The organism is Mesocryomonas fontinalis, assembly GCF_055730125.2.
Map to the genome: position 1 here is coordinate 528,360 of NZ_JBUZWG020000001.1, position 14,682 is coordinate 543,041.

At 64.2% G+C, this 14,682-nt stretch carries 14 protein-coding genes and 1 tRNA gene; 7 read left to right on the forward strand and 8 right to left on the reverse strand.

The window, feature by feature from the left end; all coding sequences use genetic code 11:
- The first annotated feature begins 115 nt into the window (after positions 1-115).
- Both ACZL02_RS02420 and ACZL02_RS02425 read left to right on the forward strand, forming a co-directional pair.
- Positions 116-613 carry a hypothetical protein gene (locus ACZL02_RS02420; protein WP_496258396.1) on the forward strand — a complete coding sequence of 166 codons (498 nt, stop codon included), beginning with the start codon at positions 116-118 and terminating at the stop codon, positions 611-613.
- A 271-nt stretch (positions 614-884) separates the two neighbouring features.
- Positions 885-1,211 carry a hypothetical protein gene (locus ACZL02_RS02425; RefSeq protein ID WP_472938596.1) on the forward strand — a complete coding sequence of 109 codons (327 nt, stop codon included), beginning with the start codon at positions 885-887 and terminating at the stop codon, positions 1,209-1,211.
- A 332-nt stretch (positions 1,212-1,543) separates the two neighbouring features.
- Here the strand turns inward: ACZL02_RS02425 and ACZL02_RS02430 are convergent, their stop codons facing one another.
- From ACZL02_RS02430 to ACZL02_RS02455, 6 genes are all read right to left on the reverse strand, one after another.
- Complete coding sequence (locus tag ACZL02_RS02430; protein ID WP_472938597.1) at positions 1,544-2,239, reverse strand: ABC transporter permease; 696 nt, start codon at positions 2,237-2,239, stop codon at positions 1,544-1,546.
- Positions 2,239-2,961: an ABC transporter permease gene (locus ACZL02_RS02435; protein WP_472938598.1), complete on the reverse strand. Its 723-nt coding sequence runs from the start codon at positions 2,959-2,961 to the stop codon at positions 2,239-2,241. Before ACZL02_RS02435 ends, ACZL02_RS02430 begins: the two co-directional genes overlap by 1 nt.
- Before the next feature lie 82 nt (positions 2,962-3,043).
- The gene (locus tag ACZL02_RS02440; protein ID WP_472938599.1) at positions 3,044-3,826 is read right to left on the reverse strand and encodes a transporter substrate-binding domain-containing protein; all 783 of its coding nucleotides are present in this window, start codon (positions 3,824-3,826) and stop codon (positions 3,044-3,046) included.
- Complete coding sequence (locus ACZL02_RS02445; protein WP_472938600.1) at positions 3,823-5,142, reverse strand: amidase; 1,320 nt, start codon at positions 5,140-5,142, stop codon at positions 3,823-3,825. Before ACZL02_RS02445 ends, ACZL02_RS02440 begins: the two co-directional genes overlap by 4 nt.
- A 722-nt stretch (positions 5,143-5,864) precedes the next feature.
- Positions 5,865-5,939 (reverse strand) — tRNA-Gly (locus tag ACZL02_RS02450).
- Between the two features lie 129 nt (positions 5,940-6,068).
- Positions 6,069-6,332 carry a helix-turn-helix domain-containing protein gene (locus ACZL02_RS02455; protein WP_472938601.1) on the reverse strand — a complete coding sequence of 88 codons (264 nt, stop codon included), beginning with the start codon at positions 6,330-6,332 and terminating at the stop codon, positions 6,069-6,071.
- A 200-nt stretch (positions 6,333-6,532) separates the two neighbouring features.
- Here ACZL02_RS02455 and ACZL02_RS02460 point away from each other — a divergent pair, with 200 nt between their 5' ends.
- The 3 genes from ACZL02_RS02460 (at position 6,533) to ACZL02_RS02470 (ending at position 9,139) form a co-directional block, all read left to right on the forward strand.
- Positions 6,533-7,963 (forward strand): aldehyde dehydrogenase family protein, encoded by a 1,431-nt coding sequence (locus ACZL02_RS02460; RefSeq protein WP_472938602.1) that lies wholly within the window; start codon positions 6,533-6,535, stop codon positions 7,961-7,963.
- Between the two features lie 345 nt (positions 7,964-8,308).
- The gene (locus ACZL02_RS02465) at positions 8,309-8,572 is read left to right on the forward strand and encodes a hypothetical protein (protein WP_472938603.1); all 264 of its coding nucleotides are present in this window, start codon (positions 8,309-8,311) and stop codon (positions 8,570-8,572) included.
- A gap of 309 nt (positions 8,573-8,881) precedes the next feature.
- Positions 8,882-9,139: a hypothetical protein gene (locus tag ACZL02_RS02470; protein WP_472938604.1), complete on the forward strand. Its 258-nt coding sequence runs from the start codon at positions 8,882-8,884 to the stop codon at positions 9,137-9,139.
- Positions 9,140-9,293: 154 nt separating this feature from the next.
- On the opposite strand, the gene ACZL02_RS02475 is transcribed toward ACZL02_RS02470, so the two are convergent.
- Positions 9,294-9,530: a hypothetical protein gene (locus ACZL02_RS02475; RefSeq protein WP_472938605.1), complete on the reverse strand. Its 237-nt coding sequence runs from the start codon at positions 9,528-9,530 to the stop codon at positions 9,294-9,296.
- A 398-nt stretch (positions 9,531-9,928) separates the two neighbouring features.
- On the reverse strand, positions 9,929-11,914 hold the full coding sequence (locus tag ACZL02_RS02480) for a glycosyltransferase family 2 protein (protein WP_472938606.1): 1,986 nt from the start codon (positions 11,912-11,914) through the stop codon (positions 9,929-9,931).
- A gap of 151 nt (positions 11,915-12,065) precedes the next feature.
- On the opposite strand from ACZL02_RS02480, the gene ACZL02_RS02485 reads away from it, so the two are divergent.
- Positions 12,066-12,872 (forward strand): transporter substrate-binding domain-containing protein, encoded by an 807-nt coding sequence (locus tag ACZL02_RS02485; RefSeq protein WP_472938607.1) that lies wholly within the window; start codon positions 12,066-12,068, stop codon positions 12,870-12,872.
- Between the two features lie 129 nt (positions 12,873-13,001).
- Positions 13,002-14,681, forward strand: coding sequence for a lysine--tRNA ligase (locus ACZL02_RS02490; protein WP_472938608.1), 1,680 nt, complete (start codon positions 13,002-13,004; stop codon positions 14,679-14,681).
- Position 14,682: the final 1 nt, after the last annotated feature.

Consider the following 14,682-nt stretch of genomic DNA (forward strand, 5'->3'; position numbering starts at 1 on the left):
CGATGCTTGGACCCATTCGGACAAACCGATACTCACCGAGTAATGACATACTCGCCAGCCTTAAGGACGGCTGGCGCAAAGTTCTTCCGTTCGGCAATCTGAGAAGGAAATTTCAGTGGCAGATCCAAGGGGTATCCTCGCCAAACCGCCGAAGCTAAATGTCCCTCCGTTTTCGAGCCGCCTAGCCCGGATATCCGGTGCTATCTTCATAACTATTTGGTTTGGCGCTCAGGTATGGGCGTTCACGGCGTTGGCCTTGGAACGCCGTGCGAATAACGCGCTGATCTCAGTCACGCCAGAGTACCTCTGCCTTGCAATCGGTGCCTCCCGTGTAAATGTCGACTGGCGTAGACTAACCACGGTACGTGATACGGGATACGCTCTCAATCGCGGCACGCTGAAAGAGCGTAGCGGGACAGATTGTGTGTCGGACGGCGAGTTCGTGACCTACGTCGTTGTGTCTGGCCGCAATGGCCCCGATACGCTGCTGCGTGTACCTGGCAGAGGCGCCGTTGCTGTCGAACGTCTGCGGGCTTGGCCCGACGTGATGAATAAGGACGGAAGCAAGCGTTGGCGCAACGACGGGCTGGGATATCGAGAAATGACGAACTGACCCCGCTCAAAGTTCTCGACCTCACCGCTCCTTTGGACTAGCGGAAGTGATGACATACCTAACCCCAACTTGTAGGGCGTAATCCCTGAAATCAGACCGACTTCTTTTCTCCCTGTAGAGCCGATCGGCGCCGTCGAAACGGACGCCCAGAACCGGGCTTCCCGCTGCCGACCCGAAGCGGTCGTTCAAGGATCAAAACTTTCCAGTCATGAGCGTCCCCTGAAACATTGGTCCGATAGTATGCATCAGCGCTGTAGGAGAGGGCTTCAACTTGGATCGTTTCGATCGCGACCGCCTGCTCGAACGTGCTAAGCATACGATCGCAGCTATCGTCGTAGGAGGCTGCACGATCTTCGTTGTTTCCGAACTCTGCGGAGCTTGGAGTTATGGGACCATTCGAGCACGTCGGCACGGGATCGTATCGATCGACACAGACCCCGAAACGTTTTGGTTCGCGGTTGGTATGAATGCCTTCTTCCTCGCCACAATTCTTGTCGGTGCCGTGTTCATCGCATGGGTAAGAAGCGGAGTGAGACCACCGAAAGCTGCAAGGCTCCCAATGCAAGACCAGACTAAAATTCGCAAATTTGACGCCTGAAGGTCCATTATCGGCCCAAACTCCTGCCGGAATGTCAGTTTTTGCCAATCTCTGCCTCCAAGCGGACAGGCAGCTTTCCACCCGCGCCAGCCATCCACTTCCGCTTCGCTCCAGACGTCGAGCTCGACTGATATTCGCTTCCGATTGCCGGATTGATCGTAACGGGCGGGTCCCAAAGTTCGCGGCGGGAATCGGGTGGCTTATCCGCTTCAACACCTCTCACTGGTGTCGACCCAATTTGGGTCCAGCGGTGCCCGGCCCCGACTGTCTACTAGAGCTTAACGATCACGGCGATCTCGACCAACGCCAAGCTTGGGGCCGAAACGCGCGCCTCACCGGCGATAGGGGCGACCCAACCGTGTCTCGATTGCCGAGAAAGCCGCGGTCAGCAGATAGGTCAGCACGACATAGACGATCGCGGCGCCAAACAGGCTCTCGTAGACCCGGAAGGTATCGGACCTCACCTGGTTGGCGGCGGCCATGACCTCGAAGATCGTGATGGTCGACGCCAGGGACGTCGCCTTGAGCAGCAGGATGTTCTGCCCGGCGAGCGATGGAAGAGCGGCGCGGATCGCTTGGGGCACGACGATCTTGATCATGATCGGAAAACCGCGCATGCCGAGCGACCTGGCTGCCTCCACCTGACCCTTCGCGACGTTGCCGAGCGCTCCGCGCAATATCTCGCCGCAGTAGGCGGCTGTGTTGAGCGTCAGTGCCAGTGCCGCGTACCAGAAGCCCGAGCGCAGATAGGGCCACAGGATGCTGTGTCGGACGGCGGGCATCTGGCTGAGGACCTCGCCGAGACCGAAATAGATCAGGTAGAGCTGCACCAGCACCGGAGTGCCGCGCATCACCAGGATGAAGCAGTAGGCGGGAGCCCTGAGGAACCTTGTGCCCGAGATGCGGGCCAGCGCGACGGGGACTGCGAGGAGGTTTCCCGCTACGCCGCAGACCAGCAGCAGGAGGAGGGTCATCTTCAGGCCTTCAAGCAGCTTGCCTGCCAGCAGCGCGGCGAACTCAGCGTCCATCAGGTCCTCCGCAGATGCTTGCCGGCCCGGTTTTCCAGGAACTGGAAGAGGCTGGTGGAGACGATCGACATGACGAGGAACACCAGCGCCGCCACGGTGAAGAAATAGAGATACTGGCGGGTCGCCCCCGCAGCCGTCTTCGCGGTGAACAGGACTTCGCTGTAGCCGACGACGGAGATCAGCGAGCTTTCCTTCAGCACGACGAGCCAGAGGTTGCCGAGGGCAGGAAGTGCCGCGCGGAGCATCTGAGGGAAGACCACCAGCCGGAAGGTCAGCCAGTTCGACAGGCCCAGGGACCTCGCGGCTTCGGGCTGTCCCGCCCCGATCGATACGATCGCCCCCCGGAAGACTTCGGTGCTGTAGGCGCCCTGGACGATGCCCAACGCAAGGCAGGCCGCGAGGAAGCTGTTGACCTCGAAGTCCCGGGCGATGCCGAGCCCGACGACGAGCGAGCGGATGGCGGACGTGCTCGTGTAGTAGATCAGCAGGATGAGCAGCAGTTCCGGTACCGCGCGGACGACGGTCGTATAAAACCACGCGATGGACTGCATGACGTCGTTCGTCGACAGTCTGGCCATCGCTCCGAGAAGGCCCAGCACCAAGCCGAAGACGTAGCTACAGAGCGAGATCGCCACTGTCAGCCACGCCCCGTAGAGGAGCTCGTCTCCCCAGCCAGTCGGGCCGTAGGCGAGGGGCGCCAGCCAAGGCGTCAGATCGGGCATGGGACGCTGCCTTGCTGGAAGGACGCATGGAAGGGGCATGCTGGCAGGCCTGCATGCCCCGGGTCGGGATGTCAGCGCCCGGCTATTCGTAGATGTCGAAGTCGAAGTATTTGGCGGTGATCTTCTTGTATTCGCCGCTGGCACGGACTGCGGTGATGGCGCCGTTCAGCTTCTCCCGCAGCGCGTTGTCCTCCTTGCGAAGACCCGCGCCGTCGCCGTCGCCGAAAAGCGGGTCGTTCGGCAGCTTGACCTTGATCTCGTAACCGGCCCCGTCGGTCGACTTCAGCCAGTCGGCGATCTGGATGCCGCCCGCCATCACGAGATCCACACGGCCGGCCTTGAGGTCGGCGGTCTCGTTGTCGAGGGTGTCGTAGAGCTTGAGCTCCGCGTGGTCCTTGAAATGCTTGTCCATGAACGAGGCATGCGTCGTCGCGCTCTGTGCCGCGACGATCACTCCCTCCATCGAGGCCGGATCGGCGGGATCGTACTTCTTCGTGTCGGACTTCGCGCCAACCCAGACCGCGGGGGAATAGTAGTACTTGTCGGTGAAGGCGATGACCTTCTTGCGCTCGTCGGTGATCGACATCGACGACCAGATCACGTCGAACTTCTTCTCCTGGAGGGCAGGGATAATGCCGTCCCAGGCGACCTCGACCCACGTGCACTTCGCCTTCAGCTCGGCGCAAACGGCGTCGCGCAAGTCGACCTCCCATCCGGACCAGTTGCCGGCCGCATCCTTCACGGAGAATGGCGCGTAGGGTTCGGCGGCCAGGCCGAAACGGATGACGTCCTCGGCTCTGACGGCTGACGTGGACGCGGCGACCATGCCGAGAAGGGCGAGGGCGGTGCGGGCAATTCTCTTCATGGCTTCTCTCCGTGGGTCGAGTTGGATGGGACAGCAGTTTTCTTGGTCATGGCGTGGCCCAGTGCTGCGGCGAAGCCCATGAGAAGCCGGTCGGAGTTCGCGCCGCCCGCGAGCTGGACGGAGGCCGGCAGGCCCTCATTGCGCCGTACGGGAATCGCGATCGCCGGGATCCCGATGGTGTTGGCCCACATCCGGAACTCGGCGCCCGCGGCGCCATAAGGGACCCGTGTCTCACCGACGGCGGTCATCTCGGCTCCGAGGTCCGGCGCAAGGCCGGGTGCCGTTGGCGAGAGGAACCCGTCGATATCCGAAAGCATCCGCGCCCATTGCCTGCGGTGCTCGGTCCGCAACGCGGTCGCCTCCTCGTACTCGGCCCGTGAAACCTCGCGGCTGGCTCGAAGGAAGGCGTGGACTGCCGGGCCGACGCTGTCGCGCGAGCGGTCGATCCTCTCGCCATAGGTTTCGACGAACTCGCGGCGAAGGATCGCGACGCCGGCTTTCGCGAGAGCCCCGGGGGCTTCCACTTCGAGTTCGACAACCCGGCCACCTGCCTCGGCGACGGAAACATAGGCATGCTCCCACGCCTCCGAGACGACGCCGTCCATCCGACTGGCCAGAAGGTTGATCAGCCGTCCGAAGGTACGTCCCTTCAGGGACGCGGCCTGCATCGGGGCGGCGTCGGCAGTGAGGACACCGAGGCATGTCGACATCAGTTCCGCCGACGGCGCGATCAAGCCTACCGTATCCATGCTCGGCGCCGTCGGCAGGACGCCCTCCGATGCGATCAGGCCGTTGGTCGGCTTGTATCCGTAGAGGCCGCAGGCGGCCGCGACGGAGCGGTTGGAACCACCGGAGTCCGTGCCGAGCGAGAAGCTGCAAAAGCCGGCCGCCACCGCGCCTGCCGAGCCGCTGCTTGTGCCACCAGTCCCGTGCTCGGTCGAAAGCGGATTGAGCACCTGTCCGAACCACGGCTTCACAGCCCCGCCGACCGCCAGCTCGTGCATGTTGGCCTTGCCGAGCATGATTGCCCCGGCAGACTTCAGCCGGGACACGCAGGCAGCATCGTGGGTGACGGGGAGGTCACAAAGTAATCTGGAGCCGCCGCGGGTTGCCTGCGAAGCGACGTCGATGAGGTCTTTTACGACGAAGGTCGTGCCCGCGAGCGGGCCCTGGTGCATCGGCGTTCGATCAAGGGCGTCCGCGTGCTCGCGTGCGCTGGACGCATCGACGAGGATCAATGCGTTGATCTTGCCATTTGCCGCGTCGATCCTTGCCAGTGCGGCATCGACGACCTGTCGTGCTGTTGGCCAATCCATTGTCGGCCTCAACGACGTGATGGCCCGAGCGTAGGATGGTAAGCCAGTGTGCATGCCCTCATTACCTGGAGGCGGAGAGCTTGGTGGGGATTGAACAGGCCCATTGGAGCCGATCTGCGAAGGAGTGCTATAAGACTGGCCGACGCTAAGAGATGCCTCCAGAATGCGCTAATGACGGTTCTCGCGCAGTTCCATCGCAAAAGTTATCAAGTGCGGGGCATTGGCCGTAGCGCGAAACCTTGGGGGCTTCTGTCGGACGTAGACGAATGACGACCGGCGGCGGCCCGCGGTTCGGCAGAGAAATCGGATGCAAGCGGCTCGGCTGAGGGGGCTCTCGCATCTCAACAAGCCAACCCGGACCGGCTACCCTATTTAGAGGTCTCGGGTACCGAAGCACTACTGCTACCCGCAACAGCTCATTCCGGTGAAGGCGGCCGCTGAGCGAATTCGCCCACTGGTGACATCGCCATCGCTAATAGGACAGGCCGCACTGATCCGGACCCAACGGGTCGCCCAAAGTATATGCTGACTTCGCCTTCGTAGCGGTCTGATACGCCTCCGGTGGTAGGGCCGACGATCCAGCCGAAATGGTTGTTCTTTCCCATGGCTCTTGCATTTCGCCGAAGACCAATGGGCGAGCCCCGTGTTTTCCCTCGACCCGTCCAATACCCGTCCAATCGAGGTAGGGCAGGTTGCGGCTTTTTTTAAAACCCTGGAAAGGTTGGAGCGGGCGATGGGGATCGAACCCACGACATCCAGCTTGGGAAGCTGGCGTTCTACCACTGAACTACGCCCGCGCTCGCGACTTTCTTAAAGGGTCGGGCGTTCCGGCGCAAGGCTTTCGACGGGTCGGCGGGATCGCCGGCATCGGTCCTAGGGAGTTATTGGCAGAGCCGGTTGCGGGCCGCGGGTCGGAGAGGCGATGCCTAGGCCGGCCCGTCCTCGCTCTTCTCGCTGAACAGGCGTTCGGCCGGGACCGAAAGAACTTTCGCCAATGCCAGGAGCTCGTCGAGACGCGGTGGATATCCGCTTTCGATGCGCTCCAGCCGGTCGATCGGCAGGTTGGCGCGCGCCGCAAGCCGCGCAAGCGCCATTTCGGCCTCCATCCGAAACACCCGTGTCGGCGAAACCCCTCCCGCGAGGGCCGCCGCCGCCCGTTGCGAAATCCTGTCCTCGTTTGCCGCCATCATGCTGCTCTTCTCCGTCATGGGGGCAGCTACGGGATCCGCCGGCAGGGGGATGCAGCCGGCCATCGACAAATCCGATCTGGTACGGACGTGCATCGCCTTATCTCGGCACCGGCACGCAGGCGGCTGCGGCGATGCGTTGACCCCCGAGCCGGGCGCGCGCTACGCCATAGGGGTTAGATCGCCACCGGAAGGGAACAGCCATGGCCAACGCGCTGAAGTTCTATATCGACGGAGAATGGGTCGACCCGATCGTCCCGGCAACGCTTGCCGTGATCGATCCATCAAGCGAGGAGGCCTTTGCCGAGATCTCCATCGGCACCGCCGCGGACCTCGACAAGGCGGTCGCGGCCGCCCGCCGCGCCTTTGCGACGTTTTCGCTGACCAGCCGTGAGGAGCGCCTGGCGCTGATGCGCCGGCTGCTGGCGGTCTACAAGGCCCGCTACGGCGAGATGGCGTCGGCGATCAGCCAGGAGATGGGCGCACCGCTGGCGATGGCCAATTCTTCCCAGGCGGCCATGGGCTCGCTGCACCTCGAGAAGATGATCGAGACGCTCGAGACCTACTCGTTCGAGGAGGTGCGCGGCACCACGCTGATCGCCAAGGAACCGATCGGTGTCGTCGGCATGATCACGCCGTGGAACTGGCCGATGAACCAGATCATGTGCAAGGTCGCGCCGGCGCTCGCGGCCGGCTGCACCATGGTGCTGAAGCCGAGCGAGATCGCACCGATGAGCGGGCTCCTGTTTGCCGAGATGATGCACGAGGCCGGCGTGCCGAAGGGCGTCTTCAACCTCGTCAACGGCGATGGCCCGGGCGTCGGCGAGGCGATCTCGAAGCACCCCGGCATCGACATGGTCTCCTTCACCGGCTCGACGCGGGCCGGCATCCTGATCGCCAAGTCCGCCGCCGACACGATCAAGCGCGTTCACCAGGAGCTCGGCGGCAAGTCGGCCAACATCCTCCTCGACGACGTCGATCTCGATGTGGCGGTGAGCAAGGGGGTCGCCGGCTGTTTCGGCAATTCCGGTCAGTCCTGCAATGCGCCGACGCGCATGTTCGTCCCGGCGGGACGCGCCGACGAGGCGGCGGCGATCGCGGCGAAGGCCGCGGCAGGCTTCAAGGTTGGGCCAGCCGACGCCGACAGTTCGACGCTCGGCCCTGTCGTCAGCCAGGTGCAGTACGACAAGATCCAGAAGCTGATCCAGAGCGGCATTTCCGAAGGCGCCAACCTTGTCGCCGGCGGTCTTGGCCGTCCCGACGGCCTGAACCGCGGATATTTCGTCAAGCCGACGGTGTTTTCGGGCGTCACGCCGGACATGACCATTGCCCGAGAGGAGATCTTCGGGCCCGTCCTGTCGATCCTGGCCTATGACAGCGAGGACGAAGTGGTCGAGCTCGCCAACGACACCGTCTATGGCCTCGCCGCCTATGTGCAGACGGCGGACCTTGCCCGCGGACGCCGTGTGGCGGCCAAGATGCGCGCCGGCAACGTCTACATCAACTACCCCGCCTGGGACGCGGGCGCCCCGTTCGGCGGCTACAAGCAATCCGGCAACGGCCGGGAATATGCCGATTTCGGCCTCGACGAATTTCTGGAGATCAAGGGCGTCGTCGGCTACGGCGCGGCCTGAGGCTCTACCCCACCTCGGCGGCTTGCCGCCGAGGTGGGGTGCCGGCTTCGCCCCGTCGCGAACGGGCCGCGCCTGCTTGTCTGCCTTGTCCGGGCGTTCCCGCGCACGCTGGCGCTGCCGTCGCCATCCAGACCGACGCCGCGAAAAAGCGACGCATCGGGCTGTCATCCCGCGATTGAGGCAGAGCCGGGACAGTCAATCGGTCGTCGTGCTTGTATTTTCTGACAATTGCCCCATCTCTTACACTTGAACACACGAGATCTGCACCTATGGGATCTCGGTGCGTGGACCGCGCCTAGAGCTGCGGTCGCCTCGAACCCCTGATCGGCGGGTTTCCAGGTTGTGTTGGGTTCGTCGATCAAGGAGCATGCGGTGGCTTTGGCTAGCGAATTCTATCTGGCACGCGCGGCCGAGTGTGCGCGTGAAGCGTCCGAGACAAAGCTCGAGAATGTCCGGGATCGTAGCAAGCGTGCGGAAGCCGCCTGGCTCCTGATGGCGGATCAGTCGTCTGCGCGCGAGGTCGAGCGCGATGCGGTCGCTGCTGAAAAGGCCGCCAAGGTCGAGGCTTCCAAGAGCGAAGAGACGGAAGACGAGGAAGTTTCTTCCTGATCTGAATCTCCAGACGACGGAATTCGGGGGCTGAGGCCCCCGTTTTCATGTCTGCCTTGTCCGCGAACATCCGGTGATTGGGTAAACTCACCGCGCTCCAGCGCAAATTCCACCGTACGTGCTTCAGCCCCGCATCCGTTCATGCCGGGAGGTCGGTCCGCTGCTGAAGGACTCCGTCATCGATAGTCCTGCAACACGTTCGCGTGACAGCGCATCCGATGCCGCCGATCATCCGTAGTCCTGGTGAGGACAGGCAGACGTTTCCGGGTTCGGACGTCAGTCGGTCACTTCATGACGGGAGGAAAGGCCTTGCGCTTGCAGCCGGTAAAGGTCGCGACGACCAGCACGGACGAGAACGGCCTTCTGGTCTACGAGGGCGAACACCTCGTCGCCGTGATCGTGCGTCTGGAAGAGCACGTCCATGGCGTTCGGTACGCGGGCAAATGGAACCTCGAGGCGACCTTCGGGACCTTGCCGTATCCGCCGGACCAAGTCTTCGACGACATCGATCACGCGCAGGAGTGGATCTCAGCGCGGTTGAACGAGCCCATGTGGCACCAGGGATAATCCAGGTCAGCGGTCGAATGACTTCGTGCCACAAAGCTGGCCGTCTTAACGCGAGAAAGCCGCCGTTGGCACACGAGCCAACGAAAAGCTGATGTCTCAGATGCCATTAAGCTTTGTCGTTACGTCGAAACTCGCCGCTGAACGGTCGCCCGACCTATTGCTGACGATCGTCCAGCTTCCTCTCCGGACGGTCGTCGTTGGCGGGCCACTCGGCCATCAGAGCCTCCAGCGTATCGGCGGCATCGACCATCAGCCCGGATGCAAGGCATAGCTGAAGGCCGTCGTCATCGTAGTCGCCAACGCGTTGCTGACCGTCCTCGGCGGACTTTCGCAGCCGCGCGATCAGGTGGAGGATTTGGAGAGGGTTGAGCCGAGGCATCATGTCGATCATTCTCGTTGCCGAATAATCAGGTACGGTTATTCTCGCTGCCGGATGCATCCTGTTCCCGACAGCTCGCGGAAATTGCAGTTTGCCCGGTCGTTGGCGAAGGCCGTTGCGACGGCAGACGGACGGCGAGCCCTGTATCGCTGAAGGATCGGCGCTTGCGTAAGGGCTCCGGCGACGGCGAGACGATAACACGCGCCCGCCACTACCGCAGATGCCTGCGGGCGCCGGTCTCAGAAATCTTTCCTTCTTCCCATCCCGGGCATCGGAAGATCGCTTGGCCTCACCCCATTAAGGACGAGCGCCTGTCTCTAGGGGCACTTTTCCGGCGTTTCCGATGTCGGCACGGCGGGCGCGCTGAGCGTTGCGCCGGAGCGAAATCGGCGATGGCGGCCTGCGCCGTGTCATTCTGCTGCGGGAACGGCCAACCTTCGAGATGGCGGGAGCCCGGCCTTCGCCTTGGCGGCCATGCCGTGCGGGGTTTTCTCCCAATGATGCGGTGCGGACACCAACTGAATCATCGCCCGCAGCACGGCAAGGCTGATCAGCATCCAGTAGAAATAGACCGACACGAAAAGCGGCCGGAACAGGGTTCTTTCCTCAGGGGCGAGCGACTTCAGGAGCAGCACGCCGTAGGCGAGATACCCAAGAACCAGGATAACGGTATCCGCCACGACCAGCGCCTTGAACAGCGGGGTAGAACCATGGGCCGTGCTCAAGGAGTAGAGGATGAACACCAGGGAAAGCGGGTGGGCAAGGCCGGACCCCACCATCCCGAAGAACAGGACCTGAAAGGCGAGGAAGCCGCGAGGGCCGAGTTCGCGCCATAGCCGGATGGGGTGGCGCATGTGGACCAGCCAGGTCTGCATCCAGCCCTTCATCCACCGCGTCCGCTGCCGCAGCCAGATGCTCCAGCGCTCCGGCGCATCCTCACCGGTCGGCACGTCGATCGTTCCGACGGTCAGCCCGCGGCGGGCGAGACGGATGCCAAGGTCGGCATCCTCGGTGACGTTGTGGCTGTCCCACGCGCCGACCGCAACGAGCGCCTCGCGCCGGAAATGGTTGGAGGTGCCGCCGAGCGGCAGCGGAAGGCCCTCGCGGGCAAGCCAGGGGAGGAAGCCCCGGAAGAGTGCGGCATATTCCATCGCGAAATGCCCCGACAGCCAGCTGCAGGTGCCGTTGCCGATGACCAGCGGCGCCTGCACGCAGGCAAGACGCGTTCCGCCCCGTTGGAACGCCTGCCAGGCGGCGCGGAGCTGTTCGGGGTCCGGCCGGTCCTCGGCGTCGTAGAGAACCAGGAATTCGCCGGTGGCGAGCGGCAGGGCGACGTTCAATGCCTTCGGCTTGGTGCGGGGCAGCGACGGCGGCACCAGGACGATCTGAAAACCGGGCTCGCCGAGAATGGCTTCCTCCACGGCCGCGATGGTCGCCGGGTCGTCGGCCTCGCACACCAGCAATACCTCGAGACGGGAGCGCGGCCAGCGCAGCGCCGCTAGCCCGGCGACCAGCCGCGGGACCATCTCCGACTCCCGGTGAAGGGCGACGAGGACGGAATAGACGGGATGCCGCTGGGGCGGGCAGTGGTCGTTTCGGTGAGCGATCGGGTGACCGCGAGAAATGTCGAGGGCTGCCCTGACCCGCCAGAGGCTCCCGACGAGGAACAGCGGCAGGATCAACAGGTGAACGGCAAGGATCACCGCACCGGCGGCGAACCACAAGGCAGCGACGAGAAGCGCCAATGCGCCCGCGCAGGCCAGCCCCTGTGGCCCGGTCAGCACCTCGCGCGCGGACAGCGCAGGTGACCAGGCGGAAAGGCTGAGGCGGGCCGCGTCGCTGCGGGCCGTCGACGAGGCCTCCGCGAAACGGCGGGCGATTGCCGTCGGCGTCGTCACGCGCACCAAGGACCGGCGGGCGGGATGGCGGCGGAGAATGTCGCGCAAGGTGCCGATGTCCTCGAGGCGCGGCGCGACGAAGAGTTTCCCGCTGAGCTCCTCGTCACAGGTCCGCAGCGATCTCGGACAGGCGGTAACCGCGGGGGAGGGCCATCTCGGCTTGCCGACGATGCCGTCGCCCGGTGGGATCGACGCCACCGGTATAGCCAGCGCCTTGGCGATGACCTCGGCCAGGTCTTCCTCGCTGACCTTGCCGGCGCAGATCAACTCCAGCCCGACGTCCGAGCCGTTCAGCCGGGCGGCAAGGCGCGCGGTGGCAAGATCTGCGGGAGTGATGCCGAGCTGTCCGAGAAGGGTCGGCAGTCGGGCGGCGGGAAGGCCTGATCTGCCGTCCGGCCGGTCGGGCGCCTCTCCCGCGGCCAGCGTTTCGGATCTAGCAGGGGATGGATCGTCGAGAGATCGCAAGGAAGTCCTTGCGAGGGTCCCCTCGTCACGCATATCAGCGTATCCTGCTGGAGACGGCATGGTGTGCCACCGCTTGTTGACGCAACCTATGGCGGTGATCCTCCACTGAAGCGCGGATGGCGTGAACAAACCGCTGAGGGAATGATTGGTGTCTCGACTTCTCTTCAAGGTTGCTTGTTCGGGTATGCTTTTGCTAACGGCGGTTGTTGCCGGCGCACAGGAAGCCGCCACGCCGAACTTCTGGGATCAGCGGCAGCGTCTTGCCAAACCGGCTCTGCCGGCGCTGGAGCGGGTGCGGTTCCTGACCAGCGTGGACTATCCACCGTTCAACTTTCTCGATGCCCGCGGCAGGCTTGGCGGCTTCAACGTCGATCTTGTCCGCGCTGCCTGCGAAGAGCTGGGCCTGATCGATCGGTGCCAGATCGAGGCGCGGCCGTTCGCAGACCTTTTGCCGGCGCTGCAGCGGGGAGAGGCCGAGGCGGTGATCGCCGGCGTCGCGGTCACGCCGGAAAACCGGGGCGCACTCGCCTTCACCGAGAGCTATTTCCGTTTCGCCGCGCGCTTCGTCACCCGAAACGACCGGCCGCTGGCCGCACCATTCGCGACGACGCTCGCGGAGAAGCGCATCGGCGTCGTTGCCGGCAGCGCCCACGAGGCCATGCTGAAGGCGTATTTCCCGGTGGCGGTACCGGTGCCGTTCGACAGCCGCGATCTGGCCTTCGCTGCCCTGCGCGGCGGGACGGTCGATGCAGTCTTCGGTGACGGCGTTGGCTTCGCGTTCTGGCTGGAGAGCGATGCGGCCGAGAACTGCTGCAGCTTTTCCGGCGGGCCGTATTTTTCCGAGCGATTTCTCGGCGAGGGTCTGGCGATTGCCGTCGACAAGAAGAACGCCGACCTCGCCAAGGCGCTCGATTATGCCATCGGCCAGGTCGTCGCCAAGCGCCGGTTCTCGGAGCTGATGCTCCGCTATTTCCCGCTCAGCGCGTTCTGACGGCGATCGATCTCCGGATTTGTTGACGGCGCGCCCGCCCCGCCATAGACGATCCCAGCGGCGGGAGCGCTGCGGCCCCGTCGGGGTTCGCATCGGCGCCGTTCACCGACCGACAAGACCGAGGATCTCATGGCCGCTGCCCGGCACGAATTTCTGACTGTCACCGACGAGCTGGTCACGCAGGCTCAGACCTCGAACGCCTGGCCGTTCGAGGAGGCCCGCAAGCTGGTTGAGCGACGCGAGAGAACCGGCAAGACGGGTCCCGTGCTGTTCGAGACGGGTTATGGTCCCTCGGGCCTGCCGCATATCGGCACCTTCGGCGAGGTGGCGCGCACCTCGATGGTCCGCACTGCCTTCCGCGCGCTGACGGCGGACAAGGTGCCGACGCGGCTGCTGTGCTTCTCCGACGACATGGACGGCCTGCGCAAGGTGCCGGAGAACGTGCCGAACCGCGAGATGATGCTGACGCATCTCGGCAAGCCGCTCAGCCGCATTCCGGACCCGTTCTCCAACGAATACCCGTCTTTCGGGGCGGCGAACAACGCCCGGCTGCGCGCCTTTCTAGACCGTTTTGGTTTCGACTACGAGTTCGCCTCGGCCACCGACTACTACGCCGCCGGCCGCTTCGACGAGACGTTGCTGACCATGCTGCGCTGCTATGACGAGGTGATGGAGGTCATCCTTCCCTCGCTGGGGGCAGAGCGCCGCGCCACCTATTCACCGTTCCTGCCGATCCATCCGCGCACCGGCATCGTGCTGCAGGTGCCGATGATCGACCGCGACGCCGAACGCGGCACCATCACCTATGCCGATCCCGACACCGGCGAGCGGATCGAGACCAGCGTCACCGGCGGCGCCGTGAAGTGCCAGTGGAAGGCCGACTGGGCGCTGCGCTGGACCGCACTCGGCGTCGACTACGAGATGGCCGGCAAGGACCTCATCGACTCGGTCACGCTGTCCTCGAAGATCTGCCGGGCCTTGGGCGGCCTGCCGCCGGAAGGGTTCAACTACGAGCTTTTCCTCGACGAGAAGGGGCAGAAGATCTCGAAGTCGAAGGGCAATGGCCTGACGATCGAGGACTGGCTCGCCTATGCCTCGCCGGAGAGCCTGTCATTCTACATGTTCGGCAAGCCGCGCGCCGCCAAGCGCCTGCATTTCGACGTGATCCCGAAAGCAGTCGACGAGTACTATTCCTTCCTCGACGCCTTCGGCCGGCAGACACTCCAGCAGCAGCTGCAGAACCCGGTCTGGCACATCCACAACGGCGTGCCGCCGACCGAGGGCATCGCTGTACCCTTCGCCATGCTCCTGAACCTCGTCTCGGCATCGAATGCCGGCGACAGCGGCACCCTCTGGGGCTACATCACCCGCTATGCCCCCGGCGTCACGGCCGAAACGGCGCCGGAACTCGACCGCATGGTCGGCTATGCCTTGCGCTACTTCACCGACTTCGTCGCGCCGTCCAAGGTCTTTCGCGCCCCCGACGAGGTCGAGCGCGCTGCGCTGGAGACTCTCGATGGGAAGCTTGGCGTCCTGCAGGAAGAGGCCGGCGGCGGGACGGTCGACAGCGACACGATCCAGGATGCGATCCTCGATGTCGCCCGCCCGATCGAGCGCTACCAGGACCTGAAGAAGACCGGCCCGAATGGCGGCCCGGGCGTCTCCGGCATCTGGTTCCAGGCGCTCTATCAGACGCTGATCGGCCAGGAGCGAGGTCCGCGCTTCGGCTCCTTCGTCTCGCTCTACGGCATTCCGGAAACCCGCCGGTTGATCCGGGACGCGCTCGACGGCAAGCTCGCCGCCGGCTGAG

What these genes read in the sequence shown, in the direction of transcription:
- ACZL02_RS02480 (WP_472938606.1), bottom strand. Translation starts at nt 11,914, where the DNA reads ATGCGTGACGAGGGGACCCTCGCAAGGACTTCCTTGCGATCTCTCGAC.
- ACZL02_RS02460 (WP_472938602.1), top strand. Translation starts at nt 6,533, where the DNA reads ATGGCCAACGCGCTGAAGTTCTATATCGACGGAGAATGGGTCGACCCG.
- ACZL02_RS02430 (WP_472938597.1), bottom strand. Translation starts at nt 2,239, where the DNA reads ATGGACGCTGAGTTCGCCGCGCTGCTGGCAGGCAAGCTGCTTGAAGGC.
- ACZL02_RS02490 (WP_472938608.1), top strand. Translation starts at nt 13,002, where the DNA reads ATGGCCGCTGCCCGGCACGAATTTCTGACTGTCACCGACGAGCTGGTC.
- ACZL02_RS02485 (WP_472938607.1), top strand. Translation starts at nt 12,066, where the DNA reads ATGCTTTTGCTAACGGCGGTTGTTGCCGGCGCACAGGAAGCCGCCACG.
- ACZL02_RS02455 (WP_472938601.1), bottom strand. Translation starts at nt 6,332, where the DNA reads ATGATGGCGGCAAACGAGGACAGGATTTCGCAACGGGCGGCGGCGGCC.
- ACZL02_RS02440 (WP_472938599.1), bottom strand. Translation starts at nt 3,826, where the DNA reads ATGAAGAGAATTGCCCGCACCGCCCTCGCCCTTCTCGGCATGGTCGCC.
- ACZL02_RS02445 (WP_472938600.1), bottom strand. Translation starts at nt 5,142, where the DNA reads ATGGATTGGCCAACAGCACGACAGGTCGTCGATGCCGCACTGGCAAGG.
- ACZL02_RS02435 (WP_472938598.1), bottom strand. Translation starts at nt 2,961, where the DNA reads ATGCCCGATCTGACGCCTTGGCTGGCGCCCCTCGCCTACGGCCCGACT.
- ACZL02_RS02475 (WP_472938605.1), bottom strand. Translation starts at nt 9,530, where the DNA reads ATGATCGACATGATGCCTCGGCTCAACCCTCTCCAAATCCTCCACCTG.